Source organism: Kitasatospora sp. NPDC001309 (genome assembly GCF_042896295.1).
Classification (GTDB): Bacteria; Actinomycetota; Actinomycetes; order Streptomycetales; family Streptomycetaceae; genus Kitasatospora.
Genome location: NZ_JBIAXC010000029.1, coordinates 19093 through 40393, shown reverse-complemented (window position 1 = coordinate 40393; position 21301 = coordinate 19093). Strand labels below are relative to the sequence as shown.

At 73.8% G+C, this 21301-nt stretch carries 21 protein-coding genes and 1 pseudogene; 13 read left to right on the top strand and 9 right to left on the bottom strand.

Annotated elements, in window-relative coordinates:
- The first annotated feature begins 35 nt into the window (after positions 1-35).
- From ACFY2K_RS26715 to ACFY2K_RS26700, 4 genes are all read left to right on the top strand, one after another.
- Complete coding sequence (locus tag ACFY2K_RS26715; RefSeq protein ID WP_380522852.1) at positions 36-404, top strand: hypothetical protein; 369 nt, start codon at positions 36-38, stop codon at positions 402-404.
- Between the two features lie 329 nt (positions 405-733).
- Positions 734-1831 (top strand): sugar ABC transporter substrate-binding protein, encoded by a 1098-nt coding sequence (locus ACFY2K_RS26710; protein ID WP_380590597.1) that lies wholly within the window; start codon positions 734-736, stop codon positions 1829-1831.
- A 23-nt stretch (positions 1832-1854) separates the two neighbouring features.
- Positions 1855-2649 carry an ATP-binding cassette domain-containing protein gene (locus tag ACFY2K_RS26705; protein WP_375895376.1) on the top strand — a complete coding sequence of 265 codons (795 nt, stop codon included), beginning with the start codon at positions 1855-1857 and terminating at the stop codon, positions 2647-2649.
- Positions 2646-3872: a sugar ABC transporter permease gene (locus tag ACFY2K_RS26700; protein ID WP_380522850.1), complete on the top strand. Its 1227-nt coding sequence runs from the start codon at positions 2646-2648 to the stop codon at positions 3870-3872. Before ACFY2K_RS26705 ends, ACFY2K_RS26700 begins: the two co-directional genes overlap by 4 nt.
- Before the next feature lie 231 nt (positions 3873-4103).
- On the opposite strand, the gene ACFY2K_RS26695 is transcribed toward ACFY2K_RS26700, so the two are convergent.
- The 3 genes from ACFY2K_RS26695 to ACFY2K_RS26685 all read right to left on the bottom strand — a co-directional run bounded on the left by ACFY2K_RS26695 (position 4104) and on the right by ACFY2K_RS26685 (position 8046).
- Positions 4104-5741, bottom strand: coding sequence for an alkaline phosphatase D family protein (locus tag ACFY2K_RS26695; protein WP_380522849.1), 1638 nt, complete (start codon positions 5739-5741; stop codon positions 4104-4106).
- Between the two features lie 322 nt (positions 5742-6063).
- Positions 6064-6966, bottom strand: coding sequence for a neutral zinc metallopeptidase (locus tag ACFY2K_RS26690; protein ID WP_380522848.1), 903 nt, complete (start codon positions 6964-6966; stop codon positions 6064-6066).
- A gap of 255 nt (positions 6967-7221) precedes the next feature.
- Positions 7222-8046, bottom strand: coding sequence for a helix-turn-helix transcriptional regulator (locus ACFY2K_RS26685; protein ID WP_387714762.1), 825 nt, complete (start codon positions 8044-8046; stop codon positions 7222-7224).
- A gap of 126 nt (positions 8047-8172) precedes the next feature.
- Here ACFY2K_RS26685 and ACFY2K_RS26680 point away from each other — a divergent pair, with 126 nt between their 5' ends.
- Complete coding sequence (locus tag ACFY2K_RS26680) at positions 8173-8823, top strand: class I SAM-dependent DNA methyltransferase (protein WP_387714622.1); 651 nt, start codon at positions 8173-8175, stop codon at positions 8821-8823.
- Here ACFY2K_RS26680 and ACFY2K_RS26675 read toward each other — a convergent pair.
- Complete coding sequence (locus tag ACFY2K_RS26675) at positions 8820-9017, bottom strand: hypothetical protein (RefSeq protein ID WP_375895363.1); 198 nt, start codon at positions 9015-9017, stop codon at positions 8820-8822. The genes ACFY2K_RS26680 and ACFY2K_RS26675 overlap by 4 nt on opposite strands.
- Before the next feature lie 154 nt (positions 9018-9171).
- Here ACFY2K_RS26675 and ACFY2K_RS26670 point away from each other — a divergent pair, with 154 nt between their 5' ends.
- The 4 genes from ACFY2K_RS26670 (at position 9172) to ACFY2K_RS26655 (ending at position 12909) form a co-directional block, all read left to right on the top strand.
- Complete coding sequence (locus ACFY2K_RS26670) at positions 9172-10149, top strand: GlxA family transcriptional regulator (RefSeq protein WP_380522845.1); 978 nt, start codon at positions 9172-9174, stop codon at positions 10147-10149.
- Position 10150: 1 nt separating this feature from the next.
- On the top strand, positions 10151-10882 hold the full coding sequence (locus tag ACFY2K_RS26665; RefSeq protein WP_387714618.1) for an SDR family NAD(P)-dependent oxidoreductase: 732 nt from the start codon (positions 10151-10153) through the stop codon (positions 10880-10882).
- Between the two features lie 395 nt (positions 10883-11277).
- Positions 11278-11919 (top strand): hypothetical protein, encoded by a 642-nt coding sequence (locus ACFY2K_RS26660; protein ID WP_387714616.1) that lies wholly within the window; start codon positions 11278-11280, stop codon positions 11917-11919.
- Between the two features lie 123 nt (positions 11920-12042).
- Positions 12043-12909 (top strand): NAD-dependent epimerase/dehydratase family protein, encoded by an 867-nt coding sequence (locus tag ACFY2K_RS26655; protein WP_387714613.1) that lies wholly within the window; start codon positions 12043-12045, stop codon positions 12907-12909.
- Positions 12910-12937: 28 nt separating this feature from the next.
- Here the strand turns inward: ACFY2K_RS26655 and ACFY2K_RS26650 are convergent, their stop codons facing one another.
- The 4 genes from ACFY2K_RS26650 to ACFY2K_RS26635 form a co-directional block, all read right to left on the bottom strand.
- Positions 12938-13729 (bottom strand): maleylpyruvate isomerase family mycothiol-dependent enzyme, encoded by a 792-nt coding sequence (locus ACFY2K_RS26650; RefSeq protein ID WP_380522839.1) that lies wholly within the window; start codon positions 13727-13729, stop codon positions 12938-12940.
- A 96-nt stretch (positions 13730-13825) separates the two neighbouring features.
- The gene (gene fusA, locus ACFY2K_RS26645) at positions 13826-15928 is read right to left on the bottom strand and encodes an elongation factor G (protein ID WP_387714610.1); all 2103 of its coding nucleotides are present in this window, start codon (positions 15926-15928) and stop codon (positions 13826-13828) included.
- Between the two features lie 354 nt (positions 15929-16282).
- Positions 16283-16813, bottom strand: coding sequence for a hemerythrin domain-containing protein (locus ACFY2K_RS26640; protein WP_387714607.1), 531 nt, complete (start codon positions 16811-16813; stop codon positions 16283-16285).
- A gap of 46 nt (positions 16814-16859) precedes the next feature.
- Positions 16860-17798, bottom strand: a complete 939-nt coding sequence (locus tag ACFY2K_RS26635) for a DMT family transporter (protein WP_387714604.1) — start codon at positions 17796-17798, stop codon at positions 16860-16862.
- Between the two features lie 48 nt (positions 17799-17846).
- Between ACFY2K_RS26635 and ACFY2K_RS26630 the strand changes: the two are divergent.
- The 3 genes and pseudogenes from ACFY2K_RS26630 to ACFY2K_RS26620 form a co-directional block, all read left to right on the top strand.
- A pseudogene (locus ACFY2K_RS26630) lies at positions 17847-18368 on the top strand (MarR family winged helix-turn-helix transcriptional regulator); the annotation flags it as partial.
- 144 nt (positions 18369-18512) lie between these two features.
- Positions 18513-19049 carry a DUF6328 family protein gene (locus ACFY2K_RS26625; protein ID WP_380644552.1) on the top strand — a complete coding sequence of 179 codons (537 nt, stop codon included), beginning with the start codon at positions 18513-18515 and terminating at the stop codon, positions 19047-19049.
- Between the two features lie 235 nt (positions 19050-19284).
- Entirely contained in the window at positions 19285-19890 is a 606-nt protein-coding gene (locus ACFY2K_RS26620) for an AAA family ATPase (protein WP_387714601.1), read from the top strand.
- An 18-nt stretch (positions 19891-19908) separates the two neighbouring features.
- Here ACFY2K_RS26620 and ACFY2K_RS26615 read toward each other — a convergent pair whose 3' ends face one another.
- Positions 19909-20301, bottom strand: a complete 393-nt coding sequence (locus tag ACFY2K_RS26615) for a hypothetical protein (protein WP_375897391.1) — start codon at positions 20299-20301, stop codon at positions 19909-19911.
- Positions 20302-20481: 180 nt separating this feature from the next.
- Between ACFY2K_RS26615 and ACFY2K_RS26610 the strand changes: the two genes are divergently transcribed.
- A complete protein-coding gene (locus tag ACFY2K_RS26610) occupies positions 20482-20994 on the top strand; it encodes an AAA family ATPase (RefSeq protein WP_387714759.1) in 513 nt (170 codons plus the stop codon).
- Positions 20995-21301 lie beyond the last annotated feature (307 nt).

Sequence of the window (21301 nt, the reverse complement as noted above, 5' to 3'; positions counted from 1 at the left end):
AGGTGGGGGCCGCCGCACCAGCGAGGGAGTACACCATGCGAAGGATCACCCGTGCCCTGACCGCCGTCGCGATCACGGCCGCCGCACTGACCGCCGTGGGCACCGGCGGCGCCGGCGCCGCCGTCACCGGCGACTGGGCGGGCTGCCCGTCCGGCGCCGTCTGCGTCTACCCGCAGGACCAGAACCCGGCCGTCTCCCCCAGCGCCGTGTACTGGAGCTACGGCGCCCACAACCTCAGCGGCCAGTACGGCAACCACTGGGTACTGAACAACCAGACCGGCGGCGCGCACGCCCACCTGTGCAAGAGCAGCGGCGGCGGCAACTGCGTGTACGACATCCCGGCCCAGAACGGCGTCTACTACGACCTCGGGCCGATCAACTCCATCACCCTCGACCGGCCCTGACGATTCGTCAGGTCGGGCTGTCCGACGACCGTGAGGTGCCCGCCGCATCAGGGGAGCGGCGGGCACCTCGCCGTCTCCCCGGCAGGACGGCGCGGCACTCCTGCCGCACGGCACCGGGCTCCCCCCGCCTACCGAGAAGCCGAGCCGTTATCCCGACACCACCATCATGTCAAGCGCACACGCCGGGAAAACCAAAAGCGTTCACGAAGATAACGAATAGCAGGCGTTCGCTCGGAGTCTGGTTTTACTTCTTGACGCCATGTACGCGGTCAGGGTTGACTCCCCCCACCCCGCCGCACCGTCGCGGCGCCCCAGGGAGAGGCACCCGTATGAACGCCGTACTGCGTCGCGTACTCGTCCCGACCGTCGGCCTCGCGCTGGCGCTTTCCATGACCGCCGCCTGTGGCAAGGCCGGCGGCGACAAGAAGGACTCCGCCGCCTCCGGCGACAGCACCTCCATAGGCCTGCTGCTGCCCGAGAACGCCTCCTCCGTGCGCTACGAGTCCTTCGACCGGCCCTTCATCGAGGCCAAGGTCAAGTCCCTGTGCGCGGGCTGCAAGGTGCTCTACAACAACGCCGAGGGCAGCGCCGCCAAGCAGAAGCAGCAGTTCGACACCCTCCTCACCCAGGGCGTCAAGGTCATCATCCTGGACGCCTTCGACGCCAAGTCCACCCAGAGCTGGGTGCAGGAGGCCGCCGCCAAGGGCGTCAAGGTCCTCGCCTACGACCGCCTGGCCACCGGCCCCGTCTCCGCCTACGTCTCCTTCGACAACGAGAAGGTCGGCGAGCTCCAGGGCCAGGCCCTGCTGGACGCCCTGGGCCCCCAGGCTCCCGACGCGAACATCGTCATGATCAACGGCGACGAGGCCGACCCCAACGCCGCCCAGTTCAAGACCGGCGCGCACAAGGTCCTCGACGGCAAGATCAAGAAGGTCGTCTACGAGCAGTCCGGCCAGTGGAACCCCACCGTCGCCGGCCAGAAGATCGCCGCCGCCGTCACCCAACTCGGCAAGAACGGCTTCCAGGCCGTCTACTCCGCCAACGACGGCATGGCCGGCGCCATCATCACCCAGCTCCAGGGCTCCGGCATCAAGGTCCCCGTCGGCGGCCAGGACGCCGGCCTCGACGCCATCCAGCGCGTCGTCAACGGCGACCAGGCCTACACCATCTACAAGGCCTACAAGCCCCTCGCCGAGTCCGCCGCCGAACTGGCCGTCGACCTCCTCCAGGGCAAGGACGTGAAGTCCGTGGCCACCACCACCGTCGACAGCTCCACGGACAAGAACATCCCGGCCAAGCTCCTGGACGCCAAGGTCGTCACCAAGGCCGACATCGCCCAGACCGTGATCGCCGACGGCCTCTACAAGGCCTCCGACATCTGCACCGCCGACTACGCCGCCGCCTGCACCGCCGCCGGCCTCAAGTAGCCCACCGCCCCCGAACATTCAGGATGGTTCATGTGACAGGCGCACCCGTCCTCCAGCTGCGCTCGGTCTCCAAGCGCTTCGGCGCCGTCCAGGCCCTCACCGACATCGACCTCGACGTCCACCCGGGCGAGGTCCTCGCCCTCGTCGGCGACAACGGCGCCGGCAAGTCCACCCTCGTCAAGACCATCGCCGGCGTCCACGCCGTGGACGAGGGCACCATCACCTTCCGCGGCACCCCCGTGCGCCTGGCCCGCCCCCAGGACGCCACCGCCCTCGGCATCGCCACCGTGTACCAGGACCTCGCCCTCTGCGACAACCTCGACGTCATCGCCAACCTCTTCCTCGGCCGCGAACAACTGCGCCACGCCCTGCTCGACGAAGTCGCCATGGAGCAACGCGCCCGCGACCTGCTGGACACCCTCGCCATCCGCATCCCCGACGTGCACGCCCCCGTCGCCGCCCTCTCCGGCGGCCAGCGCCAGGTCGTGGCCATCGCCCGCGCCCTGGTCGGCGAACCGTCCCTCGTGCTGCTGGACGAACCCACCGCCGCGCTCGGCGTCGAACAGACCGCCCAGGTCCTCGACCTGGTGGAACGCCTGCGCGACCGCGGCCTCGCCGTGATCCTGATCAGCCACAACATGGCCGACGTACGGGCGGTGGCCGACACCGTCGCCGTCCTGCGCCTGGGCCGCAACAACGGCGTCTTCCCCGTCGCCGACACCACCCAGGAACAGATCGTCGCCGCCATCACCGGCGCCGACGACAACGCCCACGCCCGCCGCCGGGCCCGCCGCGCCGAGGAGGAGGACGCCGCATGACCGCCCCCGCCCCCGACCCCCGCCTGCACGTCACCGCCCCGACCTGGGCCGGACGAGCCGACGCGGCCCGGCGCCGGCTCGCCTCCGGCGAACTGGGGTCGCTGCCCGTGGTCGTCGGACTGGTCGTCATCGCGATCGTCTTCCAGTCCGTCACCCACCACTTCCTGCAGGCCGACAACCTCACCAACATCACCCGCTTCATCGCCGGACCGGGGCTGATAGCCGTCGGCGTCGTCTTCGTCCTCATCCTCGGCGAGATCGACCTCTCCCTCGGCTCGGTCGCCGGCGCGTCCTCCGCCATCACCGCCGTCCTCGCCGTACGCCAGGGCTGGCCGGAATGGCTCGCCATCGCCGCCGCCCTCGCCGCCGCCTGCGTCATCGGCGCCCTGCACGGCCTGCTCTTCGCCCGCGTCGGCGTCCCCGCCTTCGTCGTCACCCTCGCCGGCATGCTCGCCTGGAGCGGCCTCCAGGAATGGGTCCTCGGCGACGCCGGCACCGTCAACAACCCCCACGACGGCATCGTCGCCGGCCTCGACTCCACCTTCCTCGGCGACGGCGACATCGCCTACGCCTGGGGCCTCGCCGTCCTCGCCCCCGCCCTCTACCTGCTCGCCCAACTGCGCACCGCCCGGCGGCGGTCCGCCGCCGGCCTGGCCTCCCGGCCGCTCGCCGACACGGTGCTGCGCACCGCCGCGCTGGCGGTGCTCGCCCTGGCCGCCGCGTACGCCCTCAACCAGGACCGCGGCCTGCCGCTGTCCCTGGTCGTCCTGCTCGGCGTGGTCGTCGCCACCGACTTCACCCTGCGCCGAACCCGCTTCGGGCGGCAGATCTTCGCCCTCGGCGGCAGCGTCGAGGCGGCCCGGCGCGCCGGCGTCAACGTCGCCCGCGTCCGGGTCACGGTGTTCATGCTCTCCGCGCTGCTGGCCGGCCTCGGCGGCCTCTTCTACGCCTCCCAGCAGGGCTCCGCCGACAAGCAACTCGGCAGCGGCAACGTCCTGATGATGGCCATCGCCGCCGCCGTCATCGGCGGCACCAGCCTCTTCGGCGGCCGCGGCAACACCTGGTCCGCGCTGCTGGGCATCCTGGTCATCCAGTCCATCACCACCGGCCTGGACATGGTCCACGCCGCCCAGGCCATCCAGTACATGATCACCGGCGCGGTCCTGCTCGCGGCCGTCGTCCTCGACTCCCTCACCCGCCGCACCCGGGCCGCCCGCAGATAACCCCGGCCGCCCGTCAACCCGCTCCCCGCCACCCCGCCACCCCGGGACGGCGGGGAGTGACCGTTACTCCTCAGGGGCGGTCGGATCCTCGCCGACCGGCACGCCCTGAACGAAGGTGACGTCGGGTTCGGAGGCAGGGTTGATGGGAGTTCGGCGAGGTCTGAACCTACGGCAGCCTTCCGCACCGCCGCCCCGGAAGCCGGGGCGGCGGGGCTTCGTCGTCGGCCGGCCTCAGGCCGGGTGGAGGCCCGGGTTGCCGGCCTCGGTCACGAAGGACGCGGCCGTGGAGACCGTTCCGCCGGGGCGGGTGATGTGGGAGACGGTGCGGTAGTCGGCGCGGGCCCGGTGGCGGTCCAACGTCAGGGTGGTGTAGCCGCGGCGGCCGTCGTAGAACTTCATGTGGGGGTTGGCGGCCGTCAGCGTGGCCCAGTTGGAGGGCTTCTCCTCGCCGTCGCCGTCGCTGCTGACGGAGGTGCCGACGATCTCCACGCCGACCGTCCGGGAGCCCGGGTCGTCGAAGTCCCGCTTGACGTCCATCGCGTAGGCGACGTGGACGTCTCCGGTGAGCAGCAGCAGGTTCTTCGTACCGGCCTCGTCGACGGCCTTGAGGAAGCGCTCGCGCGCCGCCGGGTAGCCGTCCCAGGCGTCCATCGACAGCTTCGAGCGCTCGGCGGTGGTGTTCTTGCGGCGGGAGAACACCACCTGCTGGGGCACCACGTTCCAGGTCGCCCGGGAACGCCGCAGCCCCTCGGCGAACCAACGCTCCTGGGTGGCGCCCATCAGGGTGCGGCGCGGGTCCTGGGACTCGGGTGTCGGGTACTGCCAGCCGTCGCCGTTGGCCTGGTCGTCGCGGTACTGGCGGGTGTCGAGGATGTCGAACTGCGCGAGCTGCCCGCAGTGAACCCGCCGGTAGAGGGTGAGGTCGGTGCCGCGAGGCTGGGGCAGGCGCAGCGGCTGGTTCTCCCAGTAGGCGCGGTAGGCGGCGGCACGGCGGGCGACGAAGGGGGCCGGGTCCTGGTTCTTCTCGGGGATGCCGGCGGCGTAGTTGTTCTCGACCTCGTGGTCGTCCCAGGTGACGTACCAGGGGTGGGCGGAGTGGGCGGCCTGGAGGTCGGGGTCGTTCTTGTAGAGGCTGTAGCGCAGCCGGTAGTCCTCCAGGGTGACGGTCTCGTGGTCGAGGGCGGCGGGCAGGACGCGGTCGGTGTACTTGCGGTCGCCGCCGGCCGCGTCGATGGCGTACTCGTAGACGTAGTCGCCGACGTGGAAGACGGCGTCGAGGTCCTCGTCGGCGAGGTGGCGGTAGGCGGTGAAGTAGCCGTCCTCGTACGCCTGGCAGGAGACGACGGCGAAGCGGGTGCGCTCCGGGCAGCGGGTGCGGGCGGGGGCGGTGCGGGTGCGGCCGACGGGGCTGGCCCAGGCGCCGACGGTGAAGCGGTAGAAGTAGCCGCGGGCCGCGTCGAGGCCGTCGACGTCGACGTGGACGGCGTAGTTGAACTCGGCGTGGGCGCGGACGGAGCCGCGTCGCTCGACGCGGCGGAAGCGCTCGTCGCGGGCGATCTCCCAGCCGACCCGGACGGATCCGGCCGGGGGCAGGCCGCCGCCGGGTTCCAGGGGGCGCGGAGCGAGGCGGGTCCACAGCACGACGGCGTCGGGCAGCGGGTCGCCGGAGGCCACGCCGAGGGTGAACGGGTCGTCGGTGATCAGGCGCGGCGCGAACTCGGGGGTGTCGGCGTGGGCGGAGGGCAGGTTGACGGTGAAGGCGAGCGTGGCGGCGGCCGAGGTGACGGTCAGGAAGCGGCGCCGGTCCAGGCGCGCGGCGGCCTCGCGCAGCAGGCGGTCGGGCGAGGGGCGTTCGGCGGGACGGGGCATGGCGGGGCGGCCTTTCGCTGCTGGGGGCAGTTCGACTCCGGGGGGTGTGCGAAGGAATTGGAGTGGACCGCTCCGTACGCTGGAGGTCCGGACCCGGGCGGCGGGGTGATCATCCGATGGGAGATTGGTGAAGGTCCGACAGATGCCGTGATACCTGGAGGAATCCGGGCGATGAGCCTCCTTTCGCAGGACACGGGACGGACCATCGTGCGGGAACGGTGCACGCCCGGGCCGTTTCCGGCCCGGGCGTGCAAGGGGTTGGTCAAGCGGGTGTCCTGGGGATCGGTCAAACGGGCGGGCCGCGCCGGATCCTTCCGGACAGTCAGATCCTGCCGGAGAAGGTGTCGCACTGAGTCATGTCGCCGCCGCGGTAGCCGGTCGTGAACCACGCCTTGCGCTGCGCGGAGGAACCGTGCGTCCACGCCTCCGGATTGATCCTCCCGGTGGCCTGCTTCTGGATCCGGTCGTCACCCACCGCCGCCGCCGCGTCCAGGCCCTGGGCGATGTCCTGATCCGTCAGCACCGAGATCAACGGACGCCCCGTGGAGGCCTGCGGGGTCGTGGTCGCGTGGTGCGCCCACACCCCCGCGTAGCAGTCGGCCTGCAGTTCCAGGCGTACCGAGGCGCTGTCCGCGCCCTGCCGGTCGTTGCCGACCTTCTGCATGGTGCCGAGCAGGTTCTGCAGGTGGTGCCCGTACTCGTGCGCCACCACGTACGACTCCGCGAACGGGCCGCCCTTGGCGCCGAAGCGGCTGGACAGCTCGTCGAAGAACCCCAGGTCGAAGTACGCCATCCGGTCACCTGGACAGTAGAACGGACCCACCGCCGACGTCGCCGGACCGCAGGCGGTGGAGACCCGGTTGGTGAACAGCACCGTCTGGGCGGGCTTGTACGCCACCTTCGTACGGGCCGGCAACTCCGCCCCCCAGAACTCCTGCAGGCTGTTGGTCACCGCCGTGATCCGGCAGTCCTGACGCTTGTTCGCGTCCACACCCTTCTTGCAGGACTCGCGCACCTCGCTGTCCGTCCGCGCCCCGGTGGTGGAGGAGCCGCTGCCACCGCCGTCGGACAGGCCCAGCAACTGCGGATCGACCCCCAGGATGACCGCGAACAGCACCGCGATCAGGCCCACCGCTCCGCCGCCGAGGGCGACCTTCCCACCCGGAATGCCCCGCCGGTCGTCCACCTGCGAGGTGTCGAGGTCGCCCTCGTCATCGAACTGCATCGCCCCTGCCTGCCCGCTTCTGTCGATCCATCGGTGTGCCGGTGTGCCGGTGTGCCGAGGTGTCGGTGTGTCGACGTGTCGGCGTGTCGCGTTGGTGACGTTCTGTTCCGTCCCCGGCCCGCTCAGCCTACGGGGCGCCGGGCCGGACACGCGGCAGCCGGCGCAGCACGCGAGCGAGGTCACACCCGCCCGCACCGGACCGACGCTCCGACCGACCCTGCGGGCGGGCGCACGGTCCGCACGCCCGCCCGGGCGTCACACCCCGGCACCGACCACCCGCAGCAGCTCCAGCCGCGAGGCGCTCTCGCTGCCCACCGCGGCCGTGTGCACCAGCAGCAACTGGTCCTCCCCGCCCGCGGCCAGCACCTCGCACTCCAGCACCAGTTCCCCCACCACCGGATGGCACACCCGTTTGGCCCCACTGCGCCTGCGCGCCACCTCATGGCGCCCCCAGTGGGCAGCGAACTCCGGTCCCGTCGCCAGGAGTTCGGCGAGCAGTCCGGCCACCCGCGGATCACCCGGGCGGGCCGCGTACGCCGCGCGCAGGCCCGCCACGTGGGCGCGGGCCAGGGACTCGTGGTCCTCCGACGGGAAGAGCGCCCGACTCGCCGGGTCGGCGAACCAGCGCAGCAGCAGGTTGCGCCGGCCGGAACCACCGGCGTCCCCGAACACCGCCGCCGCCATCGCGTTCTGCGCCAGCACGTCCCCCGCGTCCGAGACCACCTGTGCGGGCACGTCGTGCAGGCGGTCCAGGATCAGCAGCAGTCCGGGCCGCACGTGCGCGTGGGCGCCGTGGCGGCGCGGCGGCTCGTGGCCGGCCAGGTGGAACAGGTGGTCGCGCTCGTCCTCACTCAGACGCAGCGCCCGCGCCAGGGCCGCCAGCAACTGCGGGGAGGGCTGCGGGCCGCGGCGCTGCTCCAGTCGCGCGTAGTAGTCCACCGACAGTCCGGCCAGCTGCGCCACCTCCTCCCGGCGCAGCCCGGGCGTACGGCGCCGGGCACCGGGCGGCAGGCCGAGGTCGGCGGGCGTCAGACGGGCACGGGCGCGGCTGAGGAAGTCGGCGAGGGCCTCACGGTCGATCATGGTGCCCAGCATGGCGCGCTCCGGGGCCGGTAGCCAGGGCCTACCGGTCCGGGGCTGGGCGGGCTCCAGGGTCGGTCGGGCTCCAGGGTCGGTCGGGCCTCGGGTGGTCTAGAGTCGTGGCCCGTGTCCGGATCCTCGTCACCCTCCTCCTCGTACCTGCGCACGACCGCCGACGCCTACGACGCGCTGGCGGAGCGCTACGCCGACTTCGTGAGGGACGGCCTGGCCCACCTGCCGCTGGACCGCTCCCTCGTCACCGCCTTCGCCGACCTGGTGCGCGAGTCCGGGTCCGGCCAGGTCGCGGACCTGGGCTGCGGGCCCGGCTACCTCACGGCCGCGCTGGCCGAGCACGGCCTGGACGCCTCCGGCATCGACCTCTCCCCCGCACTGATCGCCATCGCCCGCCGGCGGTACCCGCGGCTGCGCTTCCGGACGGGATCGATGGATGCCCTGGCGGTGGGCGACGGAGGGCTGGGCGGGGTCGTGTCCTGGTACTCGCTGATCCACACCCCACCCGAGCAACTCCCCTCCTACCTGGCCGAGTTCCGCCGCGTGCTGGCCCCGGGCGGGTACGCGCTGCTCGGGTTCTTCGAGTCCGAGGGCGATCCCGTCACCCCCTTCGACCACAAGGTCACCACCGCCTACCGCTGGCCCGTCGACCACCTCGCCCACCTCGCCCGCGAAGCCGGCCTCACCGAGAACGCCCGCCTGCTGCGTGAGCCCGGCGAGGGCGAGCGCTTCCGCCACGGCCGGCTCCTGCTGCGCGCCGTCTAGTGGCTCGTCTCCGGCAGGAGCCCGTCGACCAGGTGCGGACACAGCTCCCTCAGCATGGCGAGAATCGCATCCGCGTCCGCGAAGGTCAGCTCCTCGACGAAGAAGGACTCCGCATGCTGCGTCGCGCACTGCGGCGTGGGCCGGTATTCGTCTCCGAAGAGGCAGCGGGCGTGCTCCGTCAGCGTGCTGTGCATGCCGGCCAGCCTACGACGGCATGATCCGCCGGACGGGCGCGGGCCGCCCCCGGGTACGGCGCACAGCACCCGGGGCGCGCCGCGCGGGGCGTGGCGCGATCCGTGGGGTGCTCGTCGTTGACGCCGTCGACGCCGCTCGGACAGCCTGGCAGGCATGCGTCAGGTGGTGTTCGTGGTGTTCGAGGGATTCCAGTCGGTCGACCTGGTCGGCCCCCATGCGGTGTTCCATTACGCACAGGAGGCGGTCGGCGGCTACGACTGCCCGGTGGTGGCCCCCCGCGCCGGTGCGGTCCGCTCCTCCAGCGGGCTGACGATGCACGCCACCCACGGGATCGCGGACCTCGCCCCCGAAGGACTGGACACCCTGGTCGTGATCGGCGGCCCCGGCGTCAACGACGCGCGCCACGACCCCGCCCTGGTCGCCTGGATCACCGCGGCCGCGTCCGGCGCCCGCCGGGTCGCCTCGGTGTGCAGCGGTGCGCTGCTCCTGGCCGCCACCGGCTTCCTCGCCGGACGGCGGGTCACCACCCACTGGGCCCGCGAGCGCCAACTCGCCCAGGAGCACCCCGAACTGACCGTGGACTGCGACCCGATCTTCATCCGGGACGGGCCGGTGTGGACCTCCGCCGGCGTCAGCGCCGGCATGGACCTCGCACTCGCCCTCGTGGAGGACGACCACGGGCCGGAGCTCGCCCTCGCGGCAGCCCGCGAGATGGTGCTGTACCTGCGCCGACCCGGCAACCAGTCACAGTTCAGCGTCCCCCTGTGGTCGGCGCAGCCGACCAGCGGGCCCGTACGCACAGCCGTACGGGCCGTCCAGGACGACCCCGGCGGGCGGCACGGCCTCGCGGAGCTGGCCGCCCGGGCCGGCCTCAGCCCCCGACACCTGCAGCGGCGCTTCGCCGCGGAAGTCGGCACGGGACCGGCCGCCTACGTCGAACGCGTACGGATGGAAGCGGCCCGACGGGCCCTCACCGAGACCGACGAACCGGTCGCCGCACTCGCCCGCCGCCTGGGCTTCGGCACCGCCGAGACCATGCGCCGCACCTTCCACCGCCACCTCGGCATCGCCCCCGACCACTACCGCGAACGCTTCGGCCACTCGACCACCCACGCACTCCCGGAGAACTGACATGAAGGCACAGCTCGTCACCGTGGTCACCGGCGGAAGCCGCGGCATCGGCGCGGCGATCTGCCGGCGCCTCGCAGGCGAGGGCCACGACGTCGTCCTCGGCTACCACACGGACGGCGCCGCCGCCGAGGCCGTAGCGGCGCAGGTCCGTGACCGCGGCCGCACCTGCCTGACCGTACGGGCCGACACCGCCGAGGAGGCGGACGTCGAGCACCTCTTCGACCGGGCCGCACAGCTCGGCCCCCTCACCGCCCTGGTCAACAACGCCGGGACCAGCGGCCCCAACGGACCACTGGCCGAAGCCGACCCGGCCGGGATCCGCCGCGCCCTGGACATCAACATCCTCGGATACCTGCTGTGCGCCCGCCGCGCCGTCCAGGACATGGCACCTACGGGCGGCGGAGCGATCGTCAACATCTCCTCCGCCGCGGCCACCCTCGGCAGCCCCGGACAGTACGTCCACTACGCCGCCTCCAAGGCCGCCGTCGACGCCATGACCGTCGGACTGTCGAAAGAAGTCGCCGGACAGCGCATCCGCGTCAACGCCGTCGCCCCCGGCACCATCTGGACCGACTTCCACCAGGACCCCCAACGCCCCGCCAAAGCCGCCGCCAACATCCCCCTCGGCCGCGCCGGCCAGCCGGAGGAGATCGCCGCGGCGGTCTCCTGGCTGCTGTCACAGGACGCCTCGTACACGACCGGGGCGATCCTCCGAGTAGCGGGCGGACTCTGACCCGAACCCGACACCCAGGGGGGTACCCCCCACTCACCAGAATGACAACGGGACGCCGCACGTGGACCCCGCAGGAACGCGCCATGCACCCCTGACACCCCGCCCGGCCGTCACGGCCGGAGCTGGCGGGCGAGCCCGGCACAGGTCGTTCGAGAGAGCCCGACCGACGGACCGGGCACCTCGCGATCAGACGTTCGCCGGCCCAGGACGAGACCCTGCGCATCGGCGAGAGCCGCCCCCGCCCACCGCGCGGAGCGTTGCCAGTCGCCTTGACCGAGTCGGCCAGAACCGCCGCCGACCGGGCGAGGGGGCCGCGCGCGGCGGCGGGGCGGCGGAGCCGGTGCCGGGGTGCGGCCGGACACTGGTGGGCCCGGACGCCAGGCAGGAGAAACCCCATGGACGAGCGCAGCCTCCCCCACCTCCCGGGCCGCCCGGACCCCGGCGGGAGCCGGCCGGGCGGCGGGCAGGCCGGGGTGCTGGGCACGGCGCTGGCCGGGGTGCTGGCGGCCGCGCTCGCCTCGGGGTCCTGGCAGTGGTTCTCCACCTACCTCGGGCTGACCCTGCTCGCCGTGGTCTTCGCCTTCGCCGACCCGCCACTGCGCTCAACCCGTGCGCACGGTACGCCCGGTACGCCCGGTGCGGGGTTCGGCGGCGGTCGCCTGCGGTCGCTGGCGGCCTACTCGCTGGTCGTCGGCCTGTGCGCGGCCCTCGTCCTGGCCCCGGCGATGCAGCGCTGGGCCTGGCTGCTGCCGATGCCGGGCACCCGCGCCGAGTGCGCGCGCCTGGGCGACTACGCGGCGCTGAACGCGCGGGCCGCCCTCGGCGCGCTCGCCGACCAGGGGGCCGACGCGCTGGCCTCCGCGCAGCGCACCCAGGGCCGGGTCGCCGTGAACGACTGCCTGGCCTCGACGACGACGCTGTGGCTGCCGGTGTACGCGTCGGCGGCGGCGCTGCTGACCGCCCTCGCCGTCCACCTCGCGGGCCGCCCCCGCGCGGCACGCAGCGGCCCGGGCCGCACAGGCGACAAGGAGCGGTAACAGGACCGGCGGTCCCAACCAGGGATCGGGAATCCCTGGATCAGCGGGTCTCTGTCGGCGGCCGGGCGGGGCGGGCAAGCTGGTGCACGTCGGAGAGCACAACTCCTGTGAGGGGAAGCAAGCATGACGAAGATCCTGGTGACGGGGGCGACCGGTTCGGTGGGGCAGCGTCTGGTGCCGCGCCTGGCGCGGTGGGCCGGGGCCGAGGGTGGCTCGGTGCGGGTGCTGGTGCGGGACGCGGCCAAGGCGCAGGCGGTGGGGCTGGAGCTGGACGGGGTGGAGACGGTGGTCGGGGACGTGTGCGAACCCGCCGACCGGGCGCGGGCGTTGGCGGACGTCGACGTGGTGCTGAACGTGGCGGCGGCGCTGCGCGGGGTGCCGGACGAGCAGGCGTGGGCGGTCAACCGGGACGCGGCGATCGCGCTGGGCCGGGAGGCCGCGAAGGCCGGGGTGGCGAGGTTCGTGCACACCAGCACCAACCTGGTGTACGGGCGGGGACTGGGCCGCCCGGCCGTGGAGGAGGACCGGTTGGCGCCCGACCCGGCGTGGGGGGTGTACGCGCAGTCCAAGGCGCAGGCCGAGGCGGGACTGCGCGAGCTGGCGGACGAACTGCCGCTGGTGGTGGCCAGGTTGGCGTTCGTGTACGGGGAGGGCGATCCGCACCTGGCGCAGTCGCTGCACTGGGCCGCGTCCTGGCCGGCCCACCAGCGGCTGGCGGTGGTGCACCACGCGGACGTGGCGCAGGCGCTGTGGCGGGCGGTGGTGACCCCGGGGATCGAGGGCCGCACCTACAACGTGTCGGACGACGCGCCGCTGACCGCCTGGGACCTGCACGTCCTCAACGACCGCACCCACCCCGGCACTTCGGCGCCGGAGGCGGAGTTCGACCCGTGGGAGGGGCAGGTGTCGACCGCGGCCGCCCGCCGGGACCTGGGCTGGCGTCCGCTGTTCCCGTCGGCGTGGGCGGCGGCACAGGCCGGGACACTGTGACCACCGCCCACCCCGGGCCGACCGGCGATCAGGCGCTCGGGTCCCAGTCGATGAGCTGCTGGAAGACCTGACGGTCGCCGTCGATGTTCATGGCGTCCAGCGAGAAGCGGCCGTAGCAGAAGAGGACCAGCTCGGAGGCAATGCCACGGGCGGAGACATCCGCAGGCGTGGCGGCGGCCCCGGTCGGGTGGTCGGTCAGGCGCTCGACCTGGACGCCGTCGGCGCCCAGGTGCAGGCGCCAGGAGCGGCCCTCGGTGGCGTGGTAGTCGATGACCGCGGGGGTGTGCGGCCAGGCGACGGGGGTGGCGACGCAGGTGAACTGGAACTCCTCGACGCCGTCGAGCGCGACCTCCTCGGGCAGCATCTCGGCCGCGCCGTTGGCGAGTTGGGCGTCGTAGGTGTGCACCGCGCTCTCCTGGACCCGGTGGCGGGCGACGCCGCCGGCGCTCTGCGGGGTCTGCGAGCCGGGCCACCACGTCCAGCAGTCGGCCTCGGCGCCGACGGCGCGCAGGGTGTCCAGCAGCTGCTGGGTGGAGTCGGCCAGCCAGGCCGTCAGGGCCTCGCGCTCGCGGGGTGCGACGATGGCGGCGCGAGCGGCGACGGCCTCGGCGGGGGGCCCGTCGGCGGGGCCGGCGGCGACGATCGCGGCCCAGAAGCGGTCTCCGCTGCCCAGGTGCCGGGCCAGGTCGTGGAGCGTCCACTCGGGGCAGCTGGGGACCTTGGCGTCGAGGTCGGGGGCGGCGGCGATCGCGGCGCGGAAGGCGGCGGAGCGGTCGTCGATCAGACGCAGCAGGTCGGGGAAGTCCGGGTTCTTGTGCACCCGGGAGTTCTACCACCGTACGGCGACGGCGGACCAGCGGTTTTCTCGGGAGGCAGGGCCCGGCCCTCCCCCGGACGGGGAGGGCCGGGCCGCGCCTCAGCGGGCCGCCCGGCCGGCCGCGGGGGCCGCGGGAACCGTGGGGGCCGCGGGCGCCGAAGCCGCTGCGGGCGCCGGGGCGTAGCCGGCCGGCCGGGTGGTGAAGGTGCCGCGCCCCTGGGTACGGCTGCGCAGCCGGCCCGCGTAGCCGAAGAGTTCGGCCAGCGGTACGAGGGCGTCGACCTGGGCGGTGCCGCCCGGGCCGGGCCGGGTGCCCTGAACGGTGGCGCGGCGGGCGGCGAGGTCGCCCAGGACGGTGCCGAGCGCGTCCTCGGGCACGGTGACGCTCACCTGCGCGAGGGGTTCGAGCAGGTGGAGCCGGGATGCGCGCAGCGCCTCGCGCAGGCCCTGGCGGGCGGCGGTACGGAAGGCGAGCTCGGAGGAGTCCTTGGGGTGGGTGAGCCCGTCGGTGAGCGTGACCGCGACGCCGGTGACCGGGTGGCCGCCGAGCGGGCCCTCGGAGAGGGCGTCGCGGCAGCCGGCCTCCACGGCCTGGACGTACTCGCGCGGGACGCGCCCGCCGGTGACGGTGGAGGTGAAGGCGAAGGCCTCGTCGGCGGGGGCCAGGTCGAGGACGATGTGGGCGAACTGGCCGGACCCGCCGTCCTGTTTGGCGTGCCGGTGGGTGAAGCCGGTGACGCCTTCGACCAGCGTCTCGCGCAGCGCGACACGGGGGCGGCCGGCGACGGCCTCGACGCCGGCGTCGCGGCGTACCTTCTCCACGGCGACCTCCAGGTGCAGTTCGCCCAGGCCGGACAGGGTGCGTTGGCCGGTTTCGGGGTCGGTGGCCAGGCGCAGCGAGGGGTCCTCGTCGGTGAGGCGGGCCAGGGCGGCGGTGAGCTTGTCGGTGTCGGCGCTGCGGCGGGCCTCGACGGCGACGGTGACGACGGGTTCGGCGCTCACGGGTGCCTCCAGGAGGATCGGGTGGTCGGGGTCGCACAGGGTCGCGCCGACGCGGGTGTGCTTGGGGCCGATGACGGCGACGATGTCGCCGGCCAGGGCGTGGTCGGTCTCGGTGTGGTGGTCGGCCTGGACGCGCAGGATGCGGGCGATGCGTTCGGTGCGGCCGGTGGCGGCGTCGAGCAGGGTGGCGCCCTTGTGCAGGGTGCCGGCGTACAGGCGCAGGTAGGTGAGGCGGCCGGTGGGCGCGGTGGTGACCTTGAACGCGAGGGCGGTGACGGGCTGCCCCGGGTCGGGGAGGCGCTGTTGGGAGCCGTCGGCGGCGGTCACGGGCGGGGTGTCCAGGGGTGAGGGCAGGTAGGCGAGGGCGGCGTCCAGGAGGGGTTCGACACCGCGGTTGCGGTAGGCGGAGCCGGCCAGGACGACCACGGCATCGCCGGTGCGGGTGAGGTCGCGCAGGGCGGTGGTGAGGGTGTCGGTGCCGAGGGTGGCGTGGGTGCAGAACTCCTCCAGGGCCCGGGGGTCGAGTTCGGCCACGGCTTCCTCCAGAGTGCGGCGGCGGGCGGCGGTCTCGGCCGCGAGGTGGTCGGGGACGGGGCCCTCCGTCAGGGTGCCGTCCGCGTCCCAGGTGAGGGCACGCAGGCGGACGAGGTCGACGAGGCCGGTGAAGGCCTCCTCGGTGCCGATGGGCAGGTGGACGGCGAGCGGGTGGGGGTGCAGGCGTTCGCGGATGGAGGCGACGGCGGCGTCGAGGTCGGCTCCGGCGCGGTCGAGCTTGTTGACGAAGGCGATCCGGGGCACGCCGTGGCGTTCGGCCTGGCGCCACACGGATTCGCTCTGCGGCTCGACGCCCGCGACGGCGTCGAAGACGGCGACGGCGCCGTCCAGGACGCGCAGGCTCCGTTCGACCTCGTCGGCGAAGTCGACGTGGCCGGGGGTGTCGATGAGGTTGATCCGGTGCCCGGCCCAGGCGCAGCTGACGGCGGCGGCGAAGATCGTGATGCCGCGGTCGCGTTCCTGGGGGTCGAAGTCGGTGACGGTGGTGCCGTTGTGGACCTCGCCGCGCTTGTGGGTGGTACCGGTGAGGTAGAGGATCCGTTCGGTGAGGGTGGTCTTGCCGGCGTCGACATGGGCGAGGATGCCGAGGTTGCGGACGGCGGCGATCGCGGCGGTGCCGATAGTGGTGGTGGTGTGGGTGCGCATGGCCCGGTGCCTTTCGAGGCGGTGCTACGGGTGGAAGCGCGATTGGCACAGTGCTGTCGCTGAGTTCTGACATTCCGTCAGATCATTGACGAGAATGGGCCCTTGACAAGTTTCTACGGGCGGCGTTCTCAGACGGTGACGGCACTGTTCCGGTGCCGGCCGCGCAGCGGGCACCGGAAGGGCGAGGACACCAGGATCACCTCGTACCGCGAGGCGGGAGAGGGAGCGGCGGCGCTGTGCTTCGGCATGGCCGTCCCGCCCCCTCTCCGATTGCTGTCGTCACGGTCGGCCGCGCATTCGAGGCGCGGCTGCGGGGCGAGTCTAGGGAGGGCGGACTCGCGTCGGCGAGGGGTTTTACGGTGCGCGGAAGCGCAGGACCGGCCCCGACCAGTCCTCGCGGCCGCCGACTCCGGTGTCCAGGGCGGCGTCCAGAGCGGCGCCGATGGCGCGTTCCTCGTAGGCGAAGTGCGACTCCATGATGGCGGCGAGGCCGTCGAGTTCGCGCCCGACGGCCTCCAGGTCCGCAGCCCGTACGGCCTGTTCGGCGAGGTCGCGGACCCGGGCGAGGATGTGGGTGATGAGGTCGTGGTCCTCGGCGAGTTTGGCGACGGTGGGGGCGAGGTCGGGCCGCTCGCGCACCAGGGCGGCGAACAGGCCCTGATCCTCGCCCTGGTGATGGTTCGTCAGGGCTGTGCAGAAGGCGAGGCAGTGGGCGCCCAGGGAGTCATCGGGCATGGTCCGGCGGCCCAGGCCCGTGCGGAGGTTGGTCAAGCGGCGGCGCAACTCGTTGTGCGCCTGGGAGAGTTGGAGACTGAGAGCGGCCGTTCGGCCGCGCGAGTACGGGGAGGCCACGAGCGGGCGGTCCCTTCGGTTCCGCACCTCCATGCCTGGCGCGGTCCGCCATCGGCACGCGATGCTGCCCGCCATCCGATCACGTGCCACGACACCGCCGCAAGCCCGGCCCCGAGGCCGAGGCCGTCGGCGCCGTGGGGTCGGCGGACGCACCGGTGTCCGGCACGGCCGCGCGGGTGCGGGGGCGCCCGAGCAGGATCCCGGCAGCCACCAGCACCAGGCCCGCCCCCTGCCGCAGCCCCAGTGTGTCGCCGTCCAGCGCGGTGCCCAGCAGCACCCCGGCCAGCGGGTTGAGCAGTCCGAGCAGGCCGACGGTGCCGGCCGGCAGGTGCCGCAGGCCCGCGAACCAGCAGGCGAAGGCCAGCGCGGTGGCCACCAGCGTGACGTAGCCGAAGGCCAGCAGGGTACGAGCCGAGAGCGCCGGCGGGGCGCCCTCGGCGAGGACGGCCGGAGGGAGCAGCAGCAGGCCGCCGGCCGTCAGCTGCCAGGCGGTGGCGGCCAGCGGGTCGGCGCCCTCCCGCCAGCGGGCGGCCAGGACGTAGCCGACGCAGGAGACCAGCATCGCGCCCGCCGAGGCCGCCAACCCCCTCCCGTCGGGCATCCCGTCGCCGCCGAGGACGGTGAGCGCCACCCCGCCCAGGCCGATCATCGCCCCGGCCAGGTGGGCGCGGTGCGGGTGCTGGCCGGCCAGCACCCGGGCGGTGAGCAGCATGGCCAGCGGGGAGGCGGCCATGACGGTGGCGGCGGTGCTGGTGGGCAGCAACTGGGAGGCGAGGTAGAGCAGGACGAAGAAGACCGCGGTGTTGAGCAGGCCGAGCACGGCGCTGCGCCACCACCAGGGGCCGCGGGGGCGACGGCGGGCGAGGGCGAGCAGCAGCAGTCCGGCGGGCAGGGCGCGCAGGGCGGCGCCCCACAGGGGCTGGTCGGCGGGCAGGTAGGCACGGGTGACCCAGTAGTTGGTGCCCCAGGCGAGGGGGGCGAGGGCGGTCAGCAGGACCCACCGGGCATTGGCTTCCATGGAAGACAATATAGCTTCCTTGGAAGCTACTGGAGGTAGGATGGGCCCATGGACCCCACGGACCACGCTGATCACACCGATCACGCCGACCACGTCGCCCTCATCCAGGCCCAGTGGCACCGCGAACGCCCCGACCTCGACGTCTCCCCGCTGGCCGTGATCGGGCGCCTGCACCGCCTCGCCGACCGCCTCACCGCCGAACTCACCCTCGTCTTCCAGCGCTACGGGCTGAGCGAGGGCGAGTTCGACGTGCTCGCCGCGCTGCGCCGCGCCGGCACCCCCTACGAGCGCGCCCCCGGGGAGCTCGCCGCCCACACCATGGTCACCACGGGCGCGATGACCAAGCGGATCGACCGCCTGGAACGCGCCGGCCTGGTCACCCGCCGCCCCGCCGAGGACGACCGGCGCGGGCGCGTGGTCGCCCTCACCGACGCCGGGGTGCGCCTGATCGACGAGGCGTTCACCGCCCACCTGCGCAACGAGCACCGCCTGCTCGCCCACCTCGCCCCCGAGGAGGCCGCCGCCCTCCAGGCCCTGCTCACCGCCTGGCACCGGCGCCTGGACGCCCCCGGAACGCCGGGGCCCGGCACGACCCTTCCGGCTGCTCCCGACCCCGGCCCGGGCTCCGACCCCGACTCCGGTCCCGACCCCGACCCTGACCCTGACCCTGACGACGGTCCCGGCCACGGGCGCCGGCCGCGCACAATGTGACGCATGAGCACCCCTCCCTCGCCCGGCCCCGACCCCGACCCCGGCCGCCCCGACGAGTCCTCACCCCCGCCGCCGGGCTGGGAGAACCCGGCCGTACGGGCCGACCGACGCCTGGTCGAACTGCTCCAGGAACTACGGGTGCTGCAGACCGGCGTCCAGATCGTCTTCGCGTTCCTGCTCGGCGTCGCCTTCACCCCGCGCTTCTCCGAACTCTCCGACGCCCAGCAGGACATCTACGTCACCACCCTGCTGCTGACCGTCGTCGCCGCCGCCGTCCTGGCCACCCCCGTCGCCCTGCACCGCGGCCTCTACCGCCACCCCGGCAAGGCCCGCATCGTCGACGTCTCCGCCCGCATCGCCCAGTACGGCCTGCTGCTGCTCGCCAGCGCCCTGACCGGCGCCGTGCTGCTGGTGCTGGACGTCGTCCTCGGCCCTGCGCCCGCCGTCGCCATCACCGCCGTCATCGCGCTGATCTTCGCCACCCTCTGGTTCGCCCTGCCGTGGGCGGTGCGCCGCGCCGCCACCCGCGAGCGGCCCTGACGGGCCCCGTCGGCCCCGTCGCCCCCGCCCGGGTCGCCGGACCCGTTGGCCGTCGCCCGCGTGCCCGTAGCGAGTACGGGCACGCGGGCGGCGGCACCGGGACCAGACCGTGGGCCGGCTTCCGGGCGCCGGGGGCCTGGCCGCGGGGCGCCGCTCACCGGGCGTCCCGCCTTCCCCACTCCATAGAGTCCACCGGCACCCGAAAACGATTACCGCCCTCCTCTAATGTGACGGTATGCACACCGACCACCGTCCCTGGGACGTCCTGCTGATCGGCGGCGCCTCCGGCCTCGGCAAGAGCCGCGCCGCCGAGCGCCTGGCCGCCGAGCACGGCGCGTTCACGGTCGAGTTCGACGACGTCGTCGCCGCCCTGCAGGCCGCCACCACCCCCGCCACCCACCCCGCGCTGCACCACTTCGCCCCCTACCGCGACCCCGAGCGGGAACTGGGCGCCGACCGCGTCCTGGAACTGCAGATCGCCACCGCCCACGCCCTGGACGAAGCACTGCTCGGCGTCGTGCGCAACCGCCTGAGCGTGGACGTGCCGGCCGTCGTCGAGGGCGACTACCTCACCCCCGCGGCCGCCGTACGGGCCGCCGCCGAGGCCGCCGCCCTCGGCCGGCGCCTGCGCGCCGTCTTCCTCCACGAGGGCGACCCGCGGCGCATCAACGCCAACTACGCCCACCGCGAACCCGACGCCGGACCCCAGGACGCCCGCGCCGACGTCAGCGCCCGCTACTCCCACTGGCTCGCCGACCGGGCCCGCGCCGCCGACCTGCCGGTGGTCGAGTGCCGCCCCTACGACACCCTGCCCGCACGACTGACCGCCGCCCTGGCCTGAACCCGCGGCAGCCTCCCCCTACTGGCCTCCGGCGGGGGCGTCCTCGATGTCCGAGATCAGCTTGGTGCTCAGGTCGCTCTGCACCGCCAGCCGGGTGTGCCCGGCGTCGGGGCCGGTGCCCCAGGTGAGCGTGACCGTGGTGAACAGGTGCCCGGCGCCCGAGTCGTGGTAGCGCACCTCCCAGGCCGTGGGCACGTCCTGGGCACGCAGCACGCCGTCGGCGTGGTTGGCCTCCTCCCACGCCGCCAGGCGCTGACGGAAGTCCTCGGTGAGGTAGTGGGCGCGCAGGCCGTCCGACAGGTCGTCGGTGCCGTCGGAGACGGCGTCGATGTAGGCGCCGTAGAAGTCGGCCACCCGGTCGACCGCCGAGTCCGGGCTGCCGCCGCGCACCGCGTCCCCTGGCTGGGTCATGATGGTCCCCTCCGTTTCGTACGGGCCCGCGCGCCGTCGAGACGCCGCCCGGGCGGGTCGGGCCGGTCCGTCGGTCCGCCCACCGGTCCCAACGATCGCCGGGCGCCGGAGGTTTCGGGTACGAAGTCCCAACGGGCTTGACCGGCGAGCGGGTTGGACGGGAGGCAGGCGTTGCTGATCGTGGTGAGCGGCGGGCCGGGCAGCGGCAAGACGACGCTGGCGCACGCCCTGGCCCGGGCCGTCGGCTGCCCGGCGGTCGTCCGCGACGAGTTCAAGGAGGGCCTGCTGCACGCGGGCACCCGTACGCCCGAACCCGACCTGGCGGTGCGCGACGCGTTCTTCGACGTCCTGGGCGTACTGGTGGACGCCGGGATCAGCGTGGTCGCCGAGGCCGCCTACCAGGACCGCCTCTGGCGCACCGGCCTGGCCCCGCTCGCCACCCGCACCGACCTGCGCATCGTGCACTGCCGGGTGGCCCCCGCCCTGGCCCGGCGCCGCATCGCCGAACGCCTGGCCACCGGCGCCCACCGCGCCGCCCACGCCGATCACGCCCTGCTCGCCGCCCCGACCGGCCCGGGCAACCTGATCGACGACTTCACCCCACTGTCCCTGCCCGTACCCCACCTGCACGTGGACACCACCCACGGCTACCACCCACCACTCCCGGACATCACCGCCTTCACCCGCCCATGAGCGCCGGGCGCTGGAGCCCCAACCCAGGCAGCCCGCGCACCGGAAGTCGGCCCCGCCGACTTCCCGCGCAGGCGCCGCCGAGCAACCGGTGGCCGGACCGGCCGTGCTCACGAGAGCGCGGTGAACACCCCCCTCGACCAACACCGGCACCACGGCACTGGCGTCCAGCTCGACCGCGACCTCCACATCCTCCGCGAGACCACTGTGCGTCAACTTCCGCCTCGACACGCACCCGTACCACCTTCCCCGACATGACCTACCGAGGCTCCATCCGACAGGATCGGTGCCTGGTAGCCGCCGGCAGGTG